Below are 15,615 nucleotides of genomic sequence, written 5' to 3'. Positions count from 1 at the left end.
TCGCGCCGACCCTGTTCCCGGACGTCCACGTGTTCCGCGACCCGCGGTTCAACGTCGCCTACTGGAACCTCGAGGAGCGGGCCACGGGTGCGTGGCACCTCTTCCACTTCAGCGGGATCGAGCCGCAGCGCCCCGACCGGCTGAGCCGCTTTCGGACCCCGGCGGCCGGTGATGCGCTCGAGCGGGCGCGCCGGCTCGCGCACCAGTACGTCGGCGAGCTCGGTCTCGACGGCGCCGGCGGCGAGGACCGCGGAGGCTTTGGGCCCGCACCCTTCGCGACGTTCGCCGACGCCGTGGCCATCCCGCCGCAGGCCGGGGCGATCCTGGCCTCGCTGAGCTGGGACGCCTGCCGTTTCGGGAACTCGCTGCGGAGTGGGGCGGGCTCCTTCCGCGAGTGGCTCGCTTCGCCCGTCGACGGCCGGGAGCCGGCGATCAGCCATCTGTGGTTCGGGACGCACCAGCTGCGGGCGGACCTGCGGGAGGCGTTCCCGGACCCGCTGGGCGCGGATCGCCCCGCCTTCCTGGACTGGTGCAGGCACGCCCAGGACGCCGAGTACGAGCTCGACGGGGTGTTCCGGATCCCCGGACCGGCGGGCTGAGCGGTCGCCGCAGCCGGGTCTACGCGGCGGTCGCGGAGAGCGTGCCGTCGGACGCCCGTGCCGCCTTCACGGGCGCCACCGTCACCGGGATCCCGTTCAGCACCGCAGTGCCCGAGAGCGGCTCGACGACGAGCTCGTCGGTCAGCACGTTGGAGTTCACGCCCGCATGCGTCCGCGCCACGTCCATCTGCGTCCCGTCCTGTCCGTGACCCCAGCCGTGCGGGATCGAGACCACGCCGCGCATCACGTCCTCGGTCACCTCGACGGGGATCTCCAGCTTGCCCGAGCGCGCTCGGACCACCGCGAGAGCACCGTCCTCGAGCGAGAGGCGCTCGGCATCGTCGGGATGGACGTGGAGCGTGCAGCGCTCCCGGCCGCGCACGAGCAGCGGCAGGTTGTGCATCCAGGAGTTGTTCGAGCGCAGATCACGCCGGCCGACGAGCAGGATCTGGTCGTGCTCGGCCCGTTCCGCCGCGGCGTCCAGCTCCTCGACGAGCCGCGGCACGTCGGCGAGCAGCGCCTCGGGCGCCAGCGCGATGCGCGCGTCGGGCATCCGGAGCACGTCGGGCAGGCGCGGCTTCAGCGGGCCGAGATCGATGCCGTGGGGGGCCGCCTCCAGCACCGCGAGCGACAGGCCGTCGGGGGCGGCGTCCGCCGCCGTCCGAGCGGCGATCTCCCCGAGGCCCGGGCCGGGGGCGCCCAGCTCCGGGAACCCCAGCCCGTACGGCCCGCAGCGCAGCATCAGGTCGAGCATCCGCTCCGGTCCGACGTACGGGGAGAGTGCCCCGAGCACCGCCGCCGGATCCAGCCCGAACGCCGGTGACCCGGCCGTGACCGTCTCGCGTCGCGCCGCTTCCACCGCGACGAACCCGTCGATCGCCGCGATGTCCGCGCTGGGGCCCTGGCCGGTGACGATCCCGACCAGGCGCAGGAGGGTCTCCCACTCGGCCGGCATGCCGGCCGGCGCGGGCACGACCGCAGGCGAGTAGTTCGCGACATCGCGCACGGCGAACCCGTACAGCGCGAGGTCGTAGTGGGACTTCTCGAACGGCGAGGGCGCGGGCAGGATGACGTCGGCGTGCCGGGTGGTCTCGTTGAGGTAGATGTCGACGCTGACCATCAGGTCCAGCCGGTCGAGCGCACGGTCCAGGCGATCGCTGTTGGGCGTGCTGAGGATCGGGTTCCCCGCGACCGTGAACAGCGCGCGGACCTGTCCCTCTCCCGGCGTCTCGATCTCCTCCGCCAGGCAGGCCACCGGCAGTTCGCCGAGGATCTCGCCGAGGCCACGCACCCGGCTCGCGTAGCGCGAGGGGCGAGCACCGCGGCCGAGTCCAGGCTGCTCCGGGTCCGCACCGCTCGTGTTGGGCGAGCCCGTGGCCGGGGTCGTGAAGAGCGCCCCGCCCGGACGGTCGAGGTTGCCGGTCAGCACGTTGAGGACGTCCACCAGCCAGCTCGCGGTGGTGCCGAAGGCCTGGGTCGTGGTGCCGATGCGGCCGTAGACCGCCGCGGTCGGGGCGGCGGCCAGTTCCCGGGCGAGCCGGGAGATCGTGTCGGCGGGGACGCCGGTGGCGCGGGCCGCACGGTCCGGCGTCACGGCGGCGACCGCCTCGCGGAGCTCGTCGAGGCCGCTGACGAACGGCTCGGCGGCCCCGAGGTCGACGAGATCCTCGGCGAACAGGACGTGGGCCATGGCGGCCAGCAGGAAGGCGTCGGTGCCCGGCCGCAGGAACAGGTGCTCGTCCGCCTCGCGGGCGGTGCGGGTCCGGCGGGGGTCGACCACGACGAGCTTGCCGCCGCGCGCGCGCATCGCGCGCAACCGGCCACGCACGTCCGGCGCGGTCATGAGCGACCCGTTGGAGGCCAGCGGGTTGGCGCCCAGGACGAGCAGGAAGTCGGTGCGGTCCAGATCGGGGACCGGGACGCTCACCGCGGTCCCGAACATGTGGGCGGCGGCGAGCTGCTTGGGGTACTGGTCGACCGTGCTCGCCGAGTACACGTTCTTCGTGCCCATCGCCTTGAGCAGCACGCGGCTGTAGACCATCGCCCCGAGGTTGTGGGCCCCCGGGTTCCCGAGGTACGCGGCCACCGCGTCGCGGCCGCCCGACGCCACGATGGGCGCGAGGCGGCGATCGATCTCCGCGAAGGCCTCGTCCCACGAGACCTCGGCGAAGGACCCGTCGAGCTGCTTGACCAACGGCACGCGAAGCCGGTCGGGGTCGTCGTGCAACTCCCGCAACGAGACGCCCTTCGGGCACAGGAAGCCCTTGCTGAAGACGTCCTGCTCGTCGCCGCGGACACGGGTGACCGCGCCGTCGGTCACCGTCAGCTCCAGCCCGCAGGTGGCCTCGCAGAGGGGGCATGTCCGGTAGGCGGTCGTCGTGCTGTCCATCCACCCACCATCCCACACCGGGACATCGAGTTCGACCCGCTCCCGGCGATCGGACCGAAGGTCCCCGCCGAGCGTGCCCTCGTATCCTCGGTGGAGCATGTCGAGCACCCCCTCAGCAGCCCGGAAGGACCGGCTGGCCGAGCAGCGCCGGAAGCTGCCCGACGGTCCTGGGGTCTACCTGTTCCGCGACACGAAGGGCAAGGTCGTCTACGTCGGCAAGGCGAAGTCGATCAAGAAGCGCGTGGCCGGGCACTTCTCCCGCGACGGACGGGGATCCCACTCCCGTGGTGTCCGCGAGATGCTCGACTCGATCGAGAGCGTCGAGTTCGTCCTGGTGTCCAGCGAGACCGAGGCGCTGCTGGCCGAGCAGAACTTCATCAAGCAGTACCGCCCGCGGTTCAACATCCGCCTGCGGGACGACAAGAGCTACCCGTACATCGGGATCAGCATGGACGAGGACTTCCCGCGGGTGTACTTCACGCGGGAGAAGCACCGGCGCAACCGCCTGTACTTCGGTCCGTACTCCAGCGCCAAGCGCGTCCGCGGGACCCTCGACCTGCTGACGAAGATCTTCCTCATGCGGTCGTGCACGGGGGCGCAACCGGGTCGCCGGTCCGGCTCGCCCTGTCTCGACTACTACATCAAGCGCTGCGGGGCCCCGTGCGTCGGGTACGTCTCCAAGGAGGAGTACCGCGAGTCGATCGACGGCGTGATCGCGTTCCTCTCCGGCCGCTTCAAGGAGATCGAACGCGACCTCGAGGCCAAGATGAGGGCCGCGGCCGCCGCGCAGGAGTTCGAGCAGGCCGCGCTGGAACGCAACCGCCTGCGCGCGGTCCAGTCGCTGCTCGAGCGCCAGCGGGTCTCCAACGACGCGGTCGGGACCCTCGACGCGGTCGCGGTCGCGGTGGAAGGGGTCGACGCCAACGCGCAGGTCTTCCAGGTCCGCGACGGCGTGCTCAGCGACCGTCAGAGCTTCTACCTGGAGAACCTCTCCGAGCACGGGGTCGGGGAGGTCGCGACCGAGTTCCTCCTGCAGTACTACGGCGACGGCGTCGCGATCCCGCCGCAGATCATGGTGCAGGGGGAGGTCGAGGACCTCGAGGCGATGGCTGCGGCGCTGGCCGAGCGGCGCGGGGCCGCCGTCGAGGTGCGCGCCGCCGAACGGGGCGACAAGCGACGCATCCTCGACCTGGCCGAGCGCAACGCGGCGCTGGCGCTCGACCAGGAGAAGCTCAAGAGCGAGCGGCGCCGCCAGCAGCGCGTGGTCGCGCTCGACGGCCTCCAGGACGCGCTGGGCCTGGACACCCTCCCGCTGCGGATCGAGTGCTTCGACATCTCGAACCTCATGGGCACCCACACGGTGGCGTCGATGGTCGTGTTCGAGGGGGGCGCGCCGAAGAAGTCCGACTACCGCCGGTTCACGATCCGCGGCGCGCAGGGCATCGGTCGCCCCGACGACTTCGCGTCGATGAACGAGGTGCTCACGCGGCGGTACAAGCAGTGGGAGGCGCAGCAGGACCTGAGCCCGCACGACCCGGCCCGCAACGAGAGCTTCGCGACCCTGCCGAACGTCATCGTGATCGACGGCGGCAAGGGGCAGCTCTCCGCGGGGATGGAGGCTCTCCGGGGCTTCCACGAGCGCGGGGTCGCCGTGGTCTCGCTGGCCAAGCGCATCGAGGAGGTGTTCCTGCCCGGACGGCCCGCGCCCGTCGTCCTGGCGCACGACACCCCGGAGCTGCAGCTCCTGCAGCGCGTGCGCGACGAGGCGCACCGCTTCGCGATCACCCATCACCGGCAGCGGCGCGACGCCGCGATGACGACCTCGGTCCTCGACGAACTGCCGGGGATCGGCGCAGCCCGCAAGCGCACGCTCCTGAACCACTTCGGGTCGCCCGAGGGGGTCCTTGCCGCCACCCGCGAGCAGCTCGAGGCGGTGCCCGGCCTGCCGGGGAAGACCGCCCGCGAGCTGTGGACCTTCCTGAACCGCACGACCGGGTGAGCGCCGCGCCGCGCGGGGGAGGACCCGTCGCGCGGACGTGCGACGATGCGCGGGTGACCGAGCAGCAGCCGTCGCCGCGCCTCGAGGACCTCGTGATCATCACCGGGTTCTCCGGCGCCGGGAAGTCCACGGCGATGAACGTCTTCGAGGACGCCGGCTACTTCTGCGTCGACAACCTCCCACCGGAGATGATCCGCGGTCTCGTCGAGCTGTTCCTGCACGAGGGCTCGAAGGTCGAACGCGCCGCCGTCGTGAGCGACGTGCGCGGCGGGTCGTACTTCGAGAGCCTCAGCGAGGTGCTCGACGACCTCGACCAGCGCGGCATCGCCCATCAGGTCGTCTTCCTGGAGGCGTCCGAGGAGGCGCTGATCACGCGCTACAAGGAGACGCGCCGGCGGCACCCGCTCGCGCCGCGCGGCTCGGTCGCCACGGGCATCGCCCGTGAGCGGGAGCTGCTGGGAGGCGTCAAGGAGCGTGCCGACGCCGTCGTGGACTCCACCGGGATCAACGGCGCGACGCTCCGCAAGCGGATCGCGGACGAGTTCCTGCCCCGGACGAAGGCCACCCGCCTCGCGCTCACCTTCGAGAGCTTCGGCTTCAAGCACGGGCCGCCGCGCGACGCGGACATCGCCTTCGACGTGCGGTTCCTGCCCAACCCGCACTACATCGGCGAGCTGCGCCCCCTGACCGGGCAGGACGAGCGGATCGTCGAGTACGTCTCGCGGGAGGGCACCCTCGACGCGTTCTACGAGCACCTCATCCCGCTCCTGGACTTCCTGCTCCCGCAGTACCAGGCGGAGGGCAAGACGCACCTGGTCGTCGCCATCGGGTGCACCGGCGGGCGACATCGCTCGGTGGCGATCACCGAGCACCTCGGCCGCCGCTACGGCGACCGCGACGACCTGTTCGTCGAGGTCGTGCACCGCGACATCGGCCGCCTGGCCCGGTAGGAGCCGGACGCGGTGTCGCCGCCCAGCGCCGAGAGGACACCGCGCTGGCCGACGATCACCGAGCCGCTGCTGCGGGAGCGGCTGGCGATGGACGACGAGCGGTTCACCCGCTTCTTCCTCCAGGAGATCCTGCCCTCGGTCAGCCGGCGACGGTTCACCCGGGAGCTCTACGAGCGCGGCATCGGCTACCCGTGGGAGCGGCCGGAGAGCTCCTTCGTGCTCCGTGGCGCGGAGGTGCTGCCGCCGACGCCGCCGGTGGACGCGGCGGCGCGCCATCCCCTGCTGGCGATCGGCTCCAACGGCTCCCCGCAGACGCTGGCCCGCAAGCTCGCGCACCTCGCCGACACCGACCGCGAGCTGCTCGTCCTGGCGGGCGAGCTGCACGACTTCGACATCGGCGTCGCGGCCCATCCCACCGCGTACGGCTCGATGCCCGCCAACCTGTTCGAGAGCCCGGGAACGGCGGTCAGGGCGGCGATCCTGTGGGTGACGGACGCCCAGCTCACCCAGCTCGCCTGGACGGAGCTGACGTACCGGCTGGGTCGGCTCGACGGGATCCGCTTCGTGGCCGACGACGGCACGGAGGTCCGGAGCGCCCTCGCCTACGTGTCGCGGTTCGGCACGTTCTGCCCTGACGGCGGGCCGGTGGCGCTGGCCGCGATGCCCGCACGCGACCGTACGGCACCGGCCCTCGACCAGCCGTCCCTGCTGGATGCGGCCGCCCGGCTGGCCCTGGGCCCCGAGGCACGCGGGACGGACCTCGTCCGCCGCATCTTCGAGGACGTCGCCGGCTTCGCCACGACGCACGGCGGGGCGGTCCGGGCGCGGGGCCGCCCCCTGCGCTCGCCCGCCTGGACGCCCTGGCGCCCCTGACGGCGCACCGTCCGGCCCGTTCTTCACGATCCACGGCGTGTTCGCCCACATCGGGTTCGAGGTCACGGACCTCGCGCGTTCGGCCCGCTTCTACGACGCGATCTTCTTCCCGCTCGGCTGCCGCCGGCAGTTCGAGGCCGCCGGGGCCGTCGCCTACGGCCGGATGGACGCCCGGTTCTGGATCGTCCAGCGCGGTCGTCCCGCGGCGCCGGGGTACGGGCACGTCGCCCTGGAAGCCGTCGGACGCGCGGCCGTGGACGCCGCCTACACGGCGGGAATCGCCGCCGGAGGGGCCGACGACGGGGCGCCGGGTCCGCGCCCCAACTACGGGCCGCGCTACTACGCCGCGTACCTCCGGGACCCGGACGGCCTGCGGGTCGAGCTCGTCAGCGGCCAGGAGTGAGGCCGACCCGCGGAACGGGCCTGCCGAGACCCGTGAGCAGGCCGCCGAACACGCATCACAGGTAGGCTTCGCGCCCCGCCGGGGAGTAGTCCTCAGCGCCCGGCGTCTGCCCGTCCGCCCTGTCTCCAGGAAGGTCCGATCCCTATGTCCGTACGTGTCGGCATCAACGGCTTCGGCCGTATCGGCCGCAACGTCTTCCGCGCCGCCAAGGCCGCGAACGCCGATATCGAGTTCGTCGCGTTCAACGACCTGACCGACAACGCGACCCTCGCGCACCTGGTCAAGTACGACTCGATCCTCGGCCCGTACCCGGGCACCGTCGAGGTCTCCGACGCCGGCCTCGTCATCGACGGCGACGAGATCCGCGTCTTCGAGGAGCGCGACCCTGCGAACATCGACTGGGCGTCGCTGGACGTCGACGTCGTCCTGGAGTCCACGGGCTTCTTCACCGCGCGCGACGACGCCGCCAAGCACCTCGGCGGCTCGGTCCAGAAGGTCATCATCTCCGCGCCCGCCAAGGGCGAGGACGTCACGCTCGTGCTCGGCGTCAACGACGACCAGTACGACAAGGCCAACCACCACATCATCTCCAACGCCTCGTGCACGACGAACTGCCTCGCGCCGTTCGCCAAGGCGGTCAACGACTCGGTCGGCATCGTCCACGGCCTCATGACCACGATCCACGCCTACACCGGCGATCAGCGACTGCTCGACGCGCCGCACAGCGACCTGCGTCGCGCACGTTCGGCGGCGACGAACCTGATCCCGACGTCGACCGGAGCCGCCAAGGCCGTGGGCCTCGTGCTCCCGGAGCTGAACGGCAAGCTCAACGGCTTCGCGGTCCGCGCGCCCGTCCCGACCGGTTCGGTCGTCGACCTGACGCTGGTCGCCAAGCGCGAGACCTCGGTCGAGGAGCTCAACGCGGCGGTGAAGGCCACGGCGGAGGGACCGATGAAGGGCATCCTCCAGTACACCGAGGATCCGATCGTCTCGGGCGACATCGTCACCAACCCGCACAGCTCGATCTTCGACGCGCAGCTGACCGCGGTGCTCGACGGCACGCTCGTGAAGGTCGTCTCCTGGTACGACAACGAGTGGGGCTACTCGAACCGCTGCGTCGACCTGCTGCAGAAGGTCCTCTAGGGGACCCTGACGGCATGCGGACGCTCGACGATCTCGACGTGGACGGGAAGCGGGTCCTCGTCCGGGTGGACTTCAACGTCCCCCTGGCCGGCGACGCGCCCGACCGGACGATCACCGACGACGCCCGCATCCGCGGCGCGCTGCCCACGCTCGAAGCGCTGCGGGAGCGCGGCGCCGCCCGGCTGATCCTCATGGCGCACCTCGGCCGGCCCAAGGGGCAGCGCGACCCCGCGCTGTCGCTGGCGCCGGTCGCGGCGCGCCTGTCCGAGCTGCTGGGGACCGACGTGGCGCTGGCCCCGTCGCTGGACCCGGCGCAGCTCCCGGACGGCGAGGTCGTGATGCTCGAGAACGTCCGCTACGAGCCAGGGGAGACCAAGGACGACCCGGAGCTGGCCGCGCGCTACGCCGCGCTCGCCGACGTCTACGTGGACGACGCGTTCGGCGCCGCCCACCGGGCACACGCCTCCAACCACGCGGTCGCGCAGCTCCTGCCGTCGGCGGCCGGGTTGCTTTTGCAGCGCGAGGTGCAGACGCTGACCGGCATCCTCGAGACCCCGGCGAAGCCGCTGGTGGCGATCGTCGGCGGGGCGAAGGTCACCGACAAGATCGGGGTCATCGACGCGTTCCTCGACCGGGCCGACGCCATCCTCATCGGCGGCGCGATGTGCTTCCCGTTCTTCAAGGCGCAGGGGCACGGCGTCGGCGCCTCGCTGTGCGAGGAGGACGGCGTCCCGGTCGCCGCGCGGGCGCTCGAGGACGCCGCCGCCAAGGGCTGCCGGCTCCTGCTGCCGCGGGACCTCGTCCTCGGCGAGGCGTTCTCGGCCGATACCCCGGTCACGGCCCTCGACGGGATCGACGTCCCGGAGGGGCTCATGGGCCTCGACATCGGACCGCGGACCGCCGAGGGGTACGCCGCCGAGATCGTGTCCGCGGGCACCGTGTTCTGGAACGGCCCCATGGGCGCCTTCGAGCTCGAGCCGTTCGCGGCCGGCACCAAGGCGGTCGCGCAAGCCGTCGCCGCCTGCGAGGGGACCACCGTGGTCGGTGGCGGTGACAGCGCGGCCGCGCTGGCCCAGTTCGGCCTGGAGTCCCGCGTCACCCATCTGTCAACCGGCGGAGGGGCGTCACTCGAGTTGATCGAGGGTAAGACGCTCCCCGGAGTGGAGATCCTGTCATGAGCCGCACCCCGTTCATCGCCGGCAACTGGAAGATGCACAAGACGGTCGACGAGGCCGAGCAGTTCATCCAGGCCCTGCTGCCGCGCGTCTCGACGACCGAGGGCGCCGACGTGGCCCTCGCGGTTCCCTACCTCGACCTGCAGGCGATGGTCGACTCGACACGCGGGTCGCGCGTCGAGGTGTACGCCCAGAACATGCACGAGGCCCCCCAGGGAGCCTTCACCGGCGAGGTGTCGGCGGCGATGCTGACCGAGCTCGACGTGCACGGCGCGGTGCTCGGGCACTCCGAGCGCCGGCAGTACTTCGGGGAGACCGACCGGGCGCTCGCGCTGAAGGTCCCCGCGGCGCTCGACGCCGGTCTGAAGGTGATCCTCTGCGTCGGCGAGACCGAGGAGGAGCGTGAGAACGGCGACACCGAGCGCCGTCTGCGCCACCAGGTCCAGGAGGGCCTCGAGAAGCTCGACACCGAGCGGCTCGGCGAGGTCACCATCGCCTACGAGCCGGTGTGGGCCATCGGCACGGGGCTCACCGCGACGCCCGAGCAGGCGCAGGAGGCGCTCTCGTTCGTCCGCGCCCTGGTCGCCGACCGCAGCAAGGAGCAGGCGCAGCGCACCCGGGTGCTCTACGGCGGGTCGATGAACGCCGACAACGCGGCGGAGCTGCTCGCGCTCCCGGACTGCGACGGTGGCCTGATCGGCGGCGCGTCCCTGGATCCGGCGAAGTTCGTCCCGATCATCGAGGCGGCCGTCGCGCAAGGGCCGAAGGGCTGAGCGAGCGCCATGGCCCATGAGCCCGTCCCGTCCGTCTGCCTCGTCGTCCTCGACGGCTGGGGCCTGGCGCCGGACGGGCCCGGCAACGCCGTGTCCCTGGCCTCGACGCCGGTCTTCGACGACATCTGGGCACGCTTCCCGCACACGCAGTTGACGGCCTGCGGCCGCGCCGTCGGGCTGCCCGAGGGACAGATGGGCAACAGCGAGGTCGGGCATCTCAACCTCGGGGCGGGCGCCATCGTCCGCCAGGACCTGACCCGGATCGACGACGCGGTCGCCGACGGGTCGATGGTGCAGAACGAGACGCTCCGCGCCGCGTTCGAGGGGTACTCCCGCGTCCACCTGATCGGCCTCGTGAGCGACGGTGGCGTGCACTCCTCGGACAAGCACCTGCAGGCGCTCATCGACCTGGGCGCGCACCTCGGTGTCCCCGAGGTCGTGGTCCACGCGTTCACCGACGGTCGCGACACGCTCCCGACGGCCGGCGTCGGCTACGTCAGCGACGTCGAGGAGTGGTGCATGCAGGCGGGCAACGCCCGCGTCGCAACGGTGATCGGGCGGTACTTCGCCATGGACCGCGACAACCGCGAGGAGCGCACGCGCGCGGCGGTGGACCTGCTGGTCGCCGGCCGTGGGTCGCACCACGCCGAGACCGCTCGTGCCGCCCTGGAGGCCGCGTACGAGCGCGGGGAGACCGACGAGTTCGTCACCGCGACGACCGTGGGCCCGGAAGGGATGATCCGACCCGGGGACAGCGTGCTGGCGTTCAACTTCCGTCCCGACCGCATGCGGCAGCTCACCGCGGCGATCGCACCCGGCGTGGCGCGCTACACCTGCCTGACCCAGTACGACGAGACGTGGGACTGGCCGGTCGCGTTCCTGCCGGATCGGCCGACGGTCACCCTGGCCTCGACCATCGCGGCGACGGGACGCGCGCAGCTGCACGTCGCCGAGACCGAGAAGTACCCGCACGTCACCTACTTCTTCAACGGCGGCGAGGAGTCGCCGTTCCCGCACGAGCACCGCGAGATGGCGCCGTCGCCGAGGGACGTCGCCACCTACGACCTGAAGCCCGAGATGAGCGCCCGCGAGGCCGCCGGCAAGTTCGTGGCGGCCTGGGAGCGGGACGACCCGGTGTTCGGCGTCATCAACTTCGCCAACGCGGACATGGTCGGTCACACGGGCGTGATCCCGGCCGCGGTCGCAGCGGTCGAGACGGTCGACGCCTGTCTGGGCGACGTCGTGCGCGCGGTGACCGCGACCGGCGGCGCCCTGGTCATCACCGCCGACCACGGCAACGCCGACCACATGCTCGAGCCCGACGGGTCGCCCAACACCGCGCACTCGGTCAACCCGGTACCGCTCGTGGTCGTCTGGCCGGGACCCGACGGTGCACAGGCCGTGCCGCTGCGCGACGGAGGCATCCTGGCCGATGTCGCGCCGACGGTGCTCGACCTGCTCGGCCTGGAGCAGCCGCCGGAGATGACCGGCACGTCGCTCCTGCAGGACTGACGAAGGCCGGGCCGCACCGGTGTCCGAGGAGTACGAGCCCGACAACCTGCTCGACCGCCGGTCGCGGCCGGCGACGCTGCAGGTCCACTACGACTGGATGGAGCAGCGGGAGCGTGAGCTCGTGTCCCGCCACGTCGATCTCGCGGCGGGCGGGGAGGTCCTGTCGGTCGGGTGCGGATGGCACCCCGGACGTCACCTGTTCCCGGCGCCCGCCTGGCGCATGACCGCCAACGACGTCGATGCCGCGCGGGCGCACTGGGTCGTGGAGCAGGCGCGCCCGCCGAGGGCGGACGTCGCCGCGCCGGGGCGGGCCGGCGAGCTGCACGACCTCCCGGAGGGCTCCTTCGACGTGGTCCTCTACCGCCTGGTGCTGCACCACATCGTCTTCCAGCAGCCGCTCGACGCGGTCTTCGCCGAGGCGGCGCGGGTGTTGCGTCCCGGCGGCGTGGTGGTGGCGGTCGAGCCGGGCCTGTGGCATCCGGTCGGCGCCGCGCTCGCCGTCGCCAACCGCCTGGGCCTGGGGTCCGCGGTCCACGGCACGCCGGACGACGTCCCGCTGTCGCCGCGGGCGCTGGTGAACCAGGCCCGCCGGGCCGGCCTCGAGCCGACGCTCCACGCCCTGACCTACTCCTGGCGGCGCATGGCTCCGAGGATGCAGCGGGCGCTGCATCCGCTGGACCGCCGGGTCGGTTCGCGGGCGGTCGGGGCGGCCTTCGGACACACCCTGCTGATGGTGGCGAGGAGCCCCGCGGCGGAAGTGCGCTAGCCTCCTCGGACGGGCCGAGCGCCGTTCGGCCGACAAGCAGTGCCCCGCGTCACCGCAGTTGTTGCCTCTCAGCACCCTCCGCGTCTCGCAGTGCACATACCCCGGAGGGGAACAACATGGCTACAGGAACCGTGAAGTGGTTCAGCGACGAGAAGGGCTTCGGCTTCATCACGCCGGACGAGGCGGGTAAGGACCTGTTCGTGCACCACAAGGCGATCCAGGGCAGCGGCTTCAAGTCGCTGGCCGAGGGCGCCAAGGTGAGCTACGACGCCGAGGAGGGCCCCAAGGGCCCCGCGGCCGCGAACGTCCAGGCGCTCTAGTCACCACAGCACGCCTTTCGCAGCGGAGGGTCCGGGGTTCCCGGGCCCTCCGTTGTCGTTTCCGGACCCTCTGACGACAAGGACGCACGATGGCCTCCAACGGCAAGAAGAAGACCACGATGGCAAAGCTGCAGCGCGAGCAGCGGATGCGCGAGAAGCGCATGGACAAGCAGGCGCGCAAGGAAGCCCGTAAGCGTGAGGCAGCGCAACCGGTCGCCACGCTGACCGAGGACCCGGAGTCCGTCGACGTGCTCGGGTCGGCCGACATGCCGACCGACGCCGACGCCGACGCCGGGTCCGACTGACCCGACTCGGCGCCAGGGCCTGCTACGGCAGGCGGCGGGTCTTGGTGACGGGGCCGCGGTACGTCGTGCCGCTGCCGTCCGTCCACTCGACGCGGTACCGGCGCGTCGAGATGGCGCGACGCCGGTTGGAGAAGTAGCCGCGGCTGTCCGTGGAGAGCCGGGTCAGGGTCCGCCACTTCGACGATCCGCGGTTCGCGTACAGGATCGTGACCTTGGTGCGGGCATCGGCGGGACGCACCAGACCCCAGATCCGGACCTTGCCGCGGGCGTAGCGATCGATGGTCAGCGGTAGCCGGAATCCCTCGTAGGCGGGCTTCTTCTTGCCCGCGAAGGTGCGGAGTCCGGACTCGAACCCGCTGTACTTCGAGCCGCCCTTGGGCTCCGGGTCGGAGTCGTTCATGAGGTACTGGGAGAAGGCCTTCACGCGCCGGTTCTTGTAGGCGATCAGTTCGCTGATGGCGCGGTAGTCCGCCTGGGTGGACAGCGGGACGCCGCTGATCCGGTCGGGGTAGGACTGGATGCCGAACTCGGTCAGGTAGAGCGGCATGGACTTCCGGATGGCGCCCGCGCGGGCGGCACGGTCCAGCGCCCGTGTCAGGCGCGAGAGGGTCCCGATGGTGACGTCGTCCTTCTTGCTGCTGCGGAAGTACGGGCCGCGACTGGTGGTGTAGGGGTGGTGCGCCCAGCCGTCCGCGTCGATCTTGCCGCAGGTCGAGGCCTTGCGGTACTTCGAGTCCAGGCAGAGGAACCCGCGCAGGAACGCCAGCGGCGCGACGATCCGCGGGTTGCCCCGTGGGGAGGTCTCGGCGGCGAGGACGGTGTCGTCGGCGTTGCCGGAGGCCTTGAGGCCGCGCTTCGCCGCCAGGTACAGCCGGCGGTACAGGCGGGGGGAGTAGGGCTTGCCACCGACGAACTGGGGGGCGAGGAACTGGGGCTGGTTGGGCTCGTTCCAGATCGACCAGGTGTCGACGCGGTCGGCGTACCGGGAGCCGACAGCGGTCACGAAGGCCTGGAACTCATCGCGGTCCGGCTTGGTGATCGCGTCCTTGCCGCTGGCCGTCGCCCAGTGCGGAGCGCCGCCCGTGAGCGTCAGGAGGACCTTCAGCCCGCGCGACCGCGCACCGTCGACGATCGCGTCGTACGGCGCCCAGCGGTCCCCGTAGGCGGCCGGGTCGCTGGCGACGATCGCCGGGCGCTCGCTGGAGGTCGGATCGGGCGCGAGCCTGTTCCAGTTGACCAGCACGCGGATCCCGTCCGAGCCGAGCGCCTTGATCTCGTCCAGCGTCTGCCCGCGCGTCGAGGCGTCCTGGAGCGCCGTGGGCGCTTCGAAGAAGGTGATCTGGGACGTCGCGGCCGACGCGGGCGCCGCGCAGGCGAGCGCCACGAGGGTCGAGAGCAGGGCGATGGGACGGGTCACGGACAAGCGGCCTCCTCAGAGGGGGATGAGGTGGGTGGGACGAGGGGGGCGCCGAGCCTGGTGCGGCGGCGCCTCTCCCGGATACAACGTCTCAGCCGCGAAAAAGTTCCGCCGATGCCCGGTCCGGAAAGCGGTCCGACAGCCAGCGCTGGACCTCGGGGATCACGCGGGGATCGATGTGGTGATGGCCACTCGACTCACGGTAGGTGACGGTCGCGCCCGACCGCTCCAGATGTCTGCGTGCGGAACGGGCGAAGTCGACCGGGATGACCGGGTCGGCGTCACCGTGGGCGATCATCACCGCGAGGCCTCGGCCGGCCCCGGGATCGGGCTGCCAGCCCTCGACGGTCGGGATGAACCCGCTCATCGCGAGGAGCCCGGCGGGGCGCGGGCGTCCGGGACCCAGGCCGAGGGCGTAGGACATCACGGCGCCCTGGGAGAACCCGCCGACGACGGTGCGCGTCCAGTCGATCGCCACCTCGTCGTCGAGGACGGACGCGAGTGCGGCCAGGCTGTCGCGGAAGGTGGCCGGATCGGGGTACCCGACCCTCGGGACGACGTACCAGTGGCGCCCGCCCGGGGGGAGGCTCAGCGGGGCGCCGACCGTGACGCCACGCAGTCGCCGTGCCGGGTCCAGCACGTCGAACAGGCCGAACAGGTCGTGCTCGTCGGCGCCACGACCGTGGAGCAGCACGAGGGTGGGGGCGTCCTCGCCGGACGCGGCAGGGCGGATGCGGCGGGGGAGCGCCCCGGGGTGGCGCGCGACGTCCGTCACGAGACGGTCGTGGTGGTGATGGGCCGGAGACCTTCGATCTGCATGGGAACGACTCCTCGCGGTGCGACGGAGGTAGTTGTACGAGCAACGGTATCGGGTCGAGCGCGGTGCGCAACCGGAGGTCGCGCGCCGGGGCGTTGGTAGGGTTGTTGCACGCGCAAGCGACTCGCAAGCAAGGAAGGAAGCGCCATGTCGTCCACACCCACCGAACCCGTC

At 72.0% G+C, this 15,615-nt stretch carries 14 protein-coding genes and 1 pseudogene; 12 read left to right on the top strand and 3 right to left on the bottom strand.

Features of this window, described 5'->3' with window-relative positions; genetic code table 11:
- Positions 1-599: pseudogene (locus ABYE80_RS07860) on the top strand (hypothetical protein); the annotation flags it as partial.
- Positions 600-618: 19 nt separating this feature from the next.
- Here the strand turns inward: ABYE80_RS07860 and ABYE80_RS07855 are convergent.
- Complete coding sequence (locus tag ABYE80_RS07855) at positions 619-2,988, bottom strand: molybdopterin-dependent oxidoreductase (protein WP_372789715.1); 2,370 nt, start codon at positions 2,986-2,988, stop codon at positions 619-621.
- Positions 2,989-3,085: 97 nt separating this feature from the next.
- On the opposite strand from ABYE80_RS07855, the gene uvrC reads away from it, so the two are divergent.
- The 11 genes from uvrC (at position 3,086) to ABYE80_RS07800 (ending at position 13,207) form a co-directional block, all read left to right on the top strand.
- Complete coding sequence (gene uvrC, locus ABYE80_RS07850) at positions 3,086-4,987, top strand: excinuclease ABC subunit UvrC (protein ID WP_372789713.1); 1,902 nt, start codon at positions 3,086-3,088, stop codon at positions 4,985-4,987.
- Between the two features lie 53 nt (positions 4,988-5,040).
- The gene (gene rapZ, locus ABYE80_RS07845; RefSeq protein WP_372789712.1) at positions 5,041-5,937 is read left to right on the top strand and encodes an RNase adapter RapZ; all 897 of its coding nucleotides are present in this window, start codon (positions 5,041-5,043) and stop codon (positions 5,935-5,937) included.
- A gap of 12 nt (positions 5,938-5,949) precedes the next feature.
- The gene (locus ABYE80_RS07840; RefSeq protein ID WP_372789711.1) at positions 5,950-6,810 is read left to right on the top strand and encodes a hypothetical protein; all 861 of its coding nucleotides are present in this window, start codon (positions 5,950-5,952) and stop codon (positions 6,808-6,810) included.
- Between the two features lie 37 nt (positions 6,811-6,847).
- Positions 6,848-7,213, top strand: a complete 366-nt coding sequence (locus tag ABYE80_RS07835; protein ID WP_372789710.1) for a VOC family protein — start codon at positions 6,848-6,850, stop codon at positions 7,211-7,213.
- A 144-nt stretch (positions 7,214-7,357) separates the two neighbouring features.
- The gene (gap, locus tag ABYE80_RS07830; protein ID WP_372789709.1) at positions 7,358-8,356 is read left to right on the top strand and encodes a type I glyceraldehyde-3-phosphate dehydrogenase; all 999 of its coding nucleotides are present in this window, start codon (positions 7,358-7,360) and stop codon (positions 8,354-8,356) included.
- 14 nt (positions 8,357-8,370) lie between these two features.
- The gene (gene pgk / locus ABYE80_RS07825; protein ID WP_372789708.1) at positions 8,371-9,534 is read left to right on the top strand and encodes a phosphoglycerate kinase; all 1,164 of its coding nucleotides are present in this window, start codon (positions 8,371-8,373) and stop codon (positions 9,532-9,534) included.
- The gene (tpiA, locus tag ABYE80_RS07820; RefSeq protein ID WP_372789707.1) at positions 9,531-10,304 is read left to right on the top strand and encodes a triose-phosphate isomerase; all 774 of its coding nucleotides are present in this window, start codon (positions 9,531-9,533) and stop codon (positions 10,302-10,304) included. Before pgk ends, tpiA begins: the two co-directional genes overlap by 4 nt.
- A 9-nt stretch (positions 10,305-10,313) precedes the next feature.
- Positions 10,314-11,816, top strand: a complete 1,503-nt coding sequence (gpmI, locus tag ABYE80_RS07815) for a 2,3-bisphosphoglycerate-independent phosphoglycerate mutase (protein ID WP_372789706.1) — start codon at positions 10,314-10,316, stop codon at positions 11,814-11,816.
- A gap of 19 nt (positions 11,817-11,835) precedes the next feature.
- Positions 11,836-12,582: a class I SAM-dependent methyltransferase gene (locus ABYE80_RS07810; protein ID WP_372789705.1), complete on the top strand. Its 747-nt coding sequence runs from the start codon at positions 11,836-11,838 to the stop codon at positions 12,580-12,582.
- Positions 12,583-12,698: 116 nt separating this feature from the next.
- Positions 12,699-12,902 (top strand): cold-shock protein, encoded by a 204-nt coding sequence (locus tag ABYE80_RS07805; protein ID WP_372789704.1) that lies wholly within the window; start codon positions 12,699-12,701, stop codon positions 12,900-12,902.
- An 89-nt stretch (positions 12,903-12,991) separates the two neighbouring features.
- A complete protein-coding gene (locus ABYE80_RS07800; protein WP_372789703.1) occupies positions 12,992-13,207 on the top strand; it encodes a hypothetical protein in 216 nt (71 codons plus the stop codon).
- 22 nt (positions 13,208-13,229) lie between these two features.
- Here the strand turns inward: ABYE80_RS07800 and ABYE80_RS07795 are convergent, their stop codons facing one another.
- Complete coding sequence (locus ABYE80_RS07795) at positions 13,230-14,624, bottom strand: cellulase family glycosylhydrolase (RefSeq protein WP_372789714.1); 1,395 nt, start codon at positions 14,622-14,624, stop codon at positions 13,230-13,232.
- Positions 14,625-14,715: 91 nt separating this feature from the next.
- Positions 14,716-15,399, bottom strand: a complete 684-nt coding sequence (locus ABYE80_RS07790) for an alpha/beta hydrolase (RefSeq protein WP_372789702.1) — start codon at positions 15,397-15,399, stop codon at positions 14,716-14,718.
- Positions 15,400-15,615 lie beyond the last annotated feature (216 nt).

This window comes from Paraconexibacter sp. (genome assembly GCF_041602235.1).
Taxonomy (GTDB): Bacteria; Actinomycetota; Thermoleophilia; order Solirubrobacterales; family Solirubrobacteraceae; genus Paraconexibacter.
This window is presented reverse-complemented; position numbering and strand designations above follow the sequence as displayed.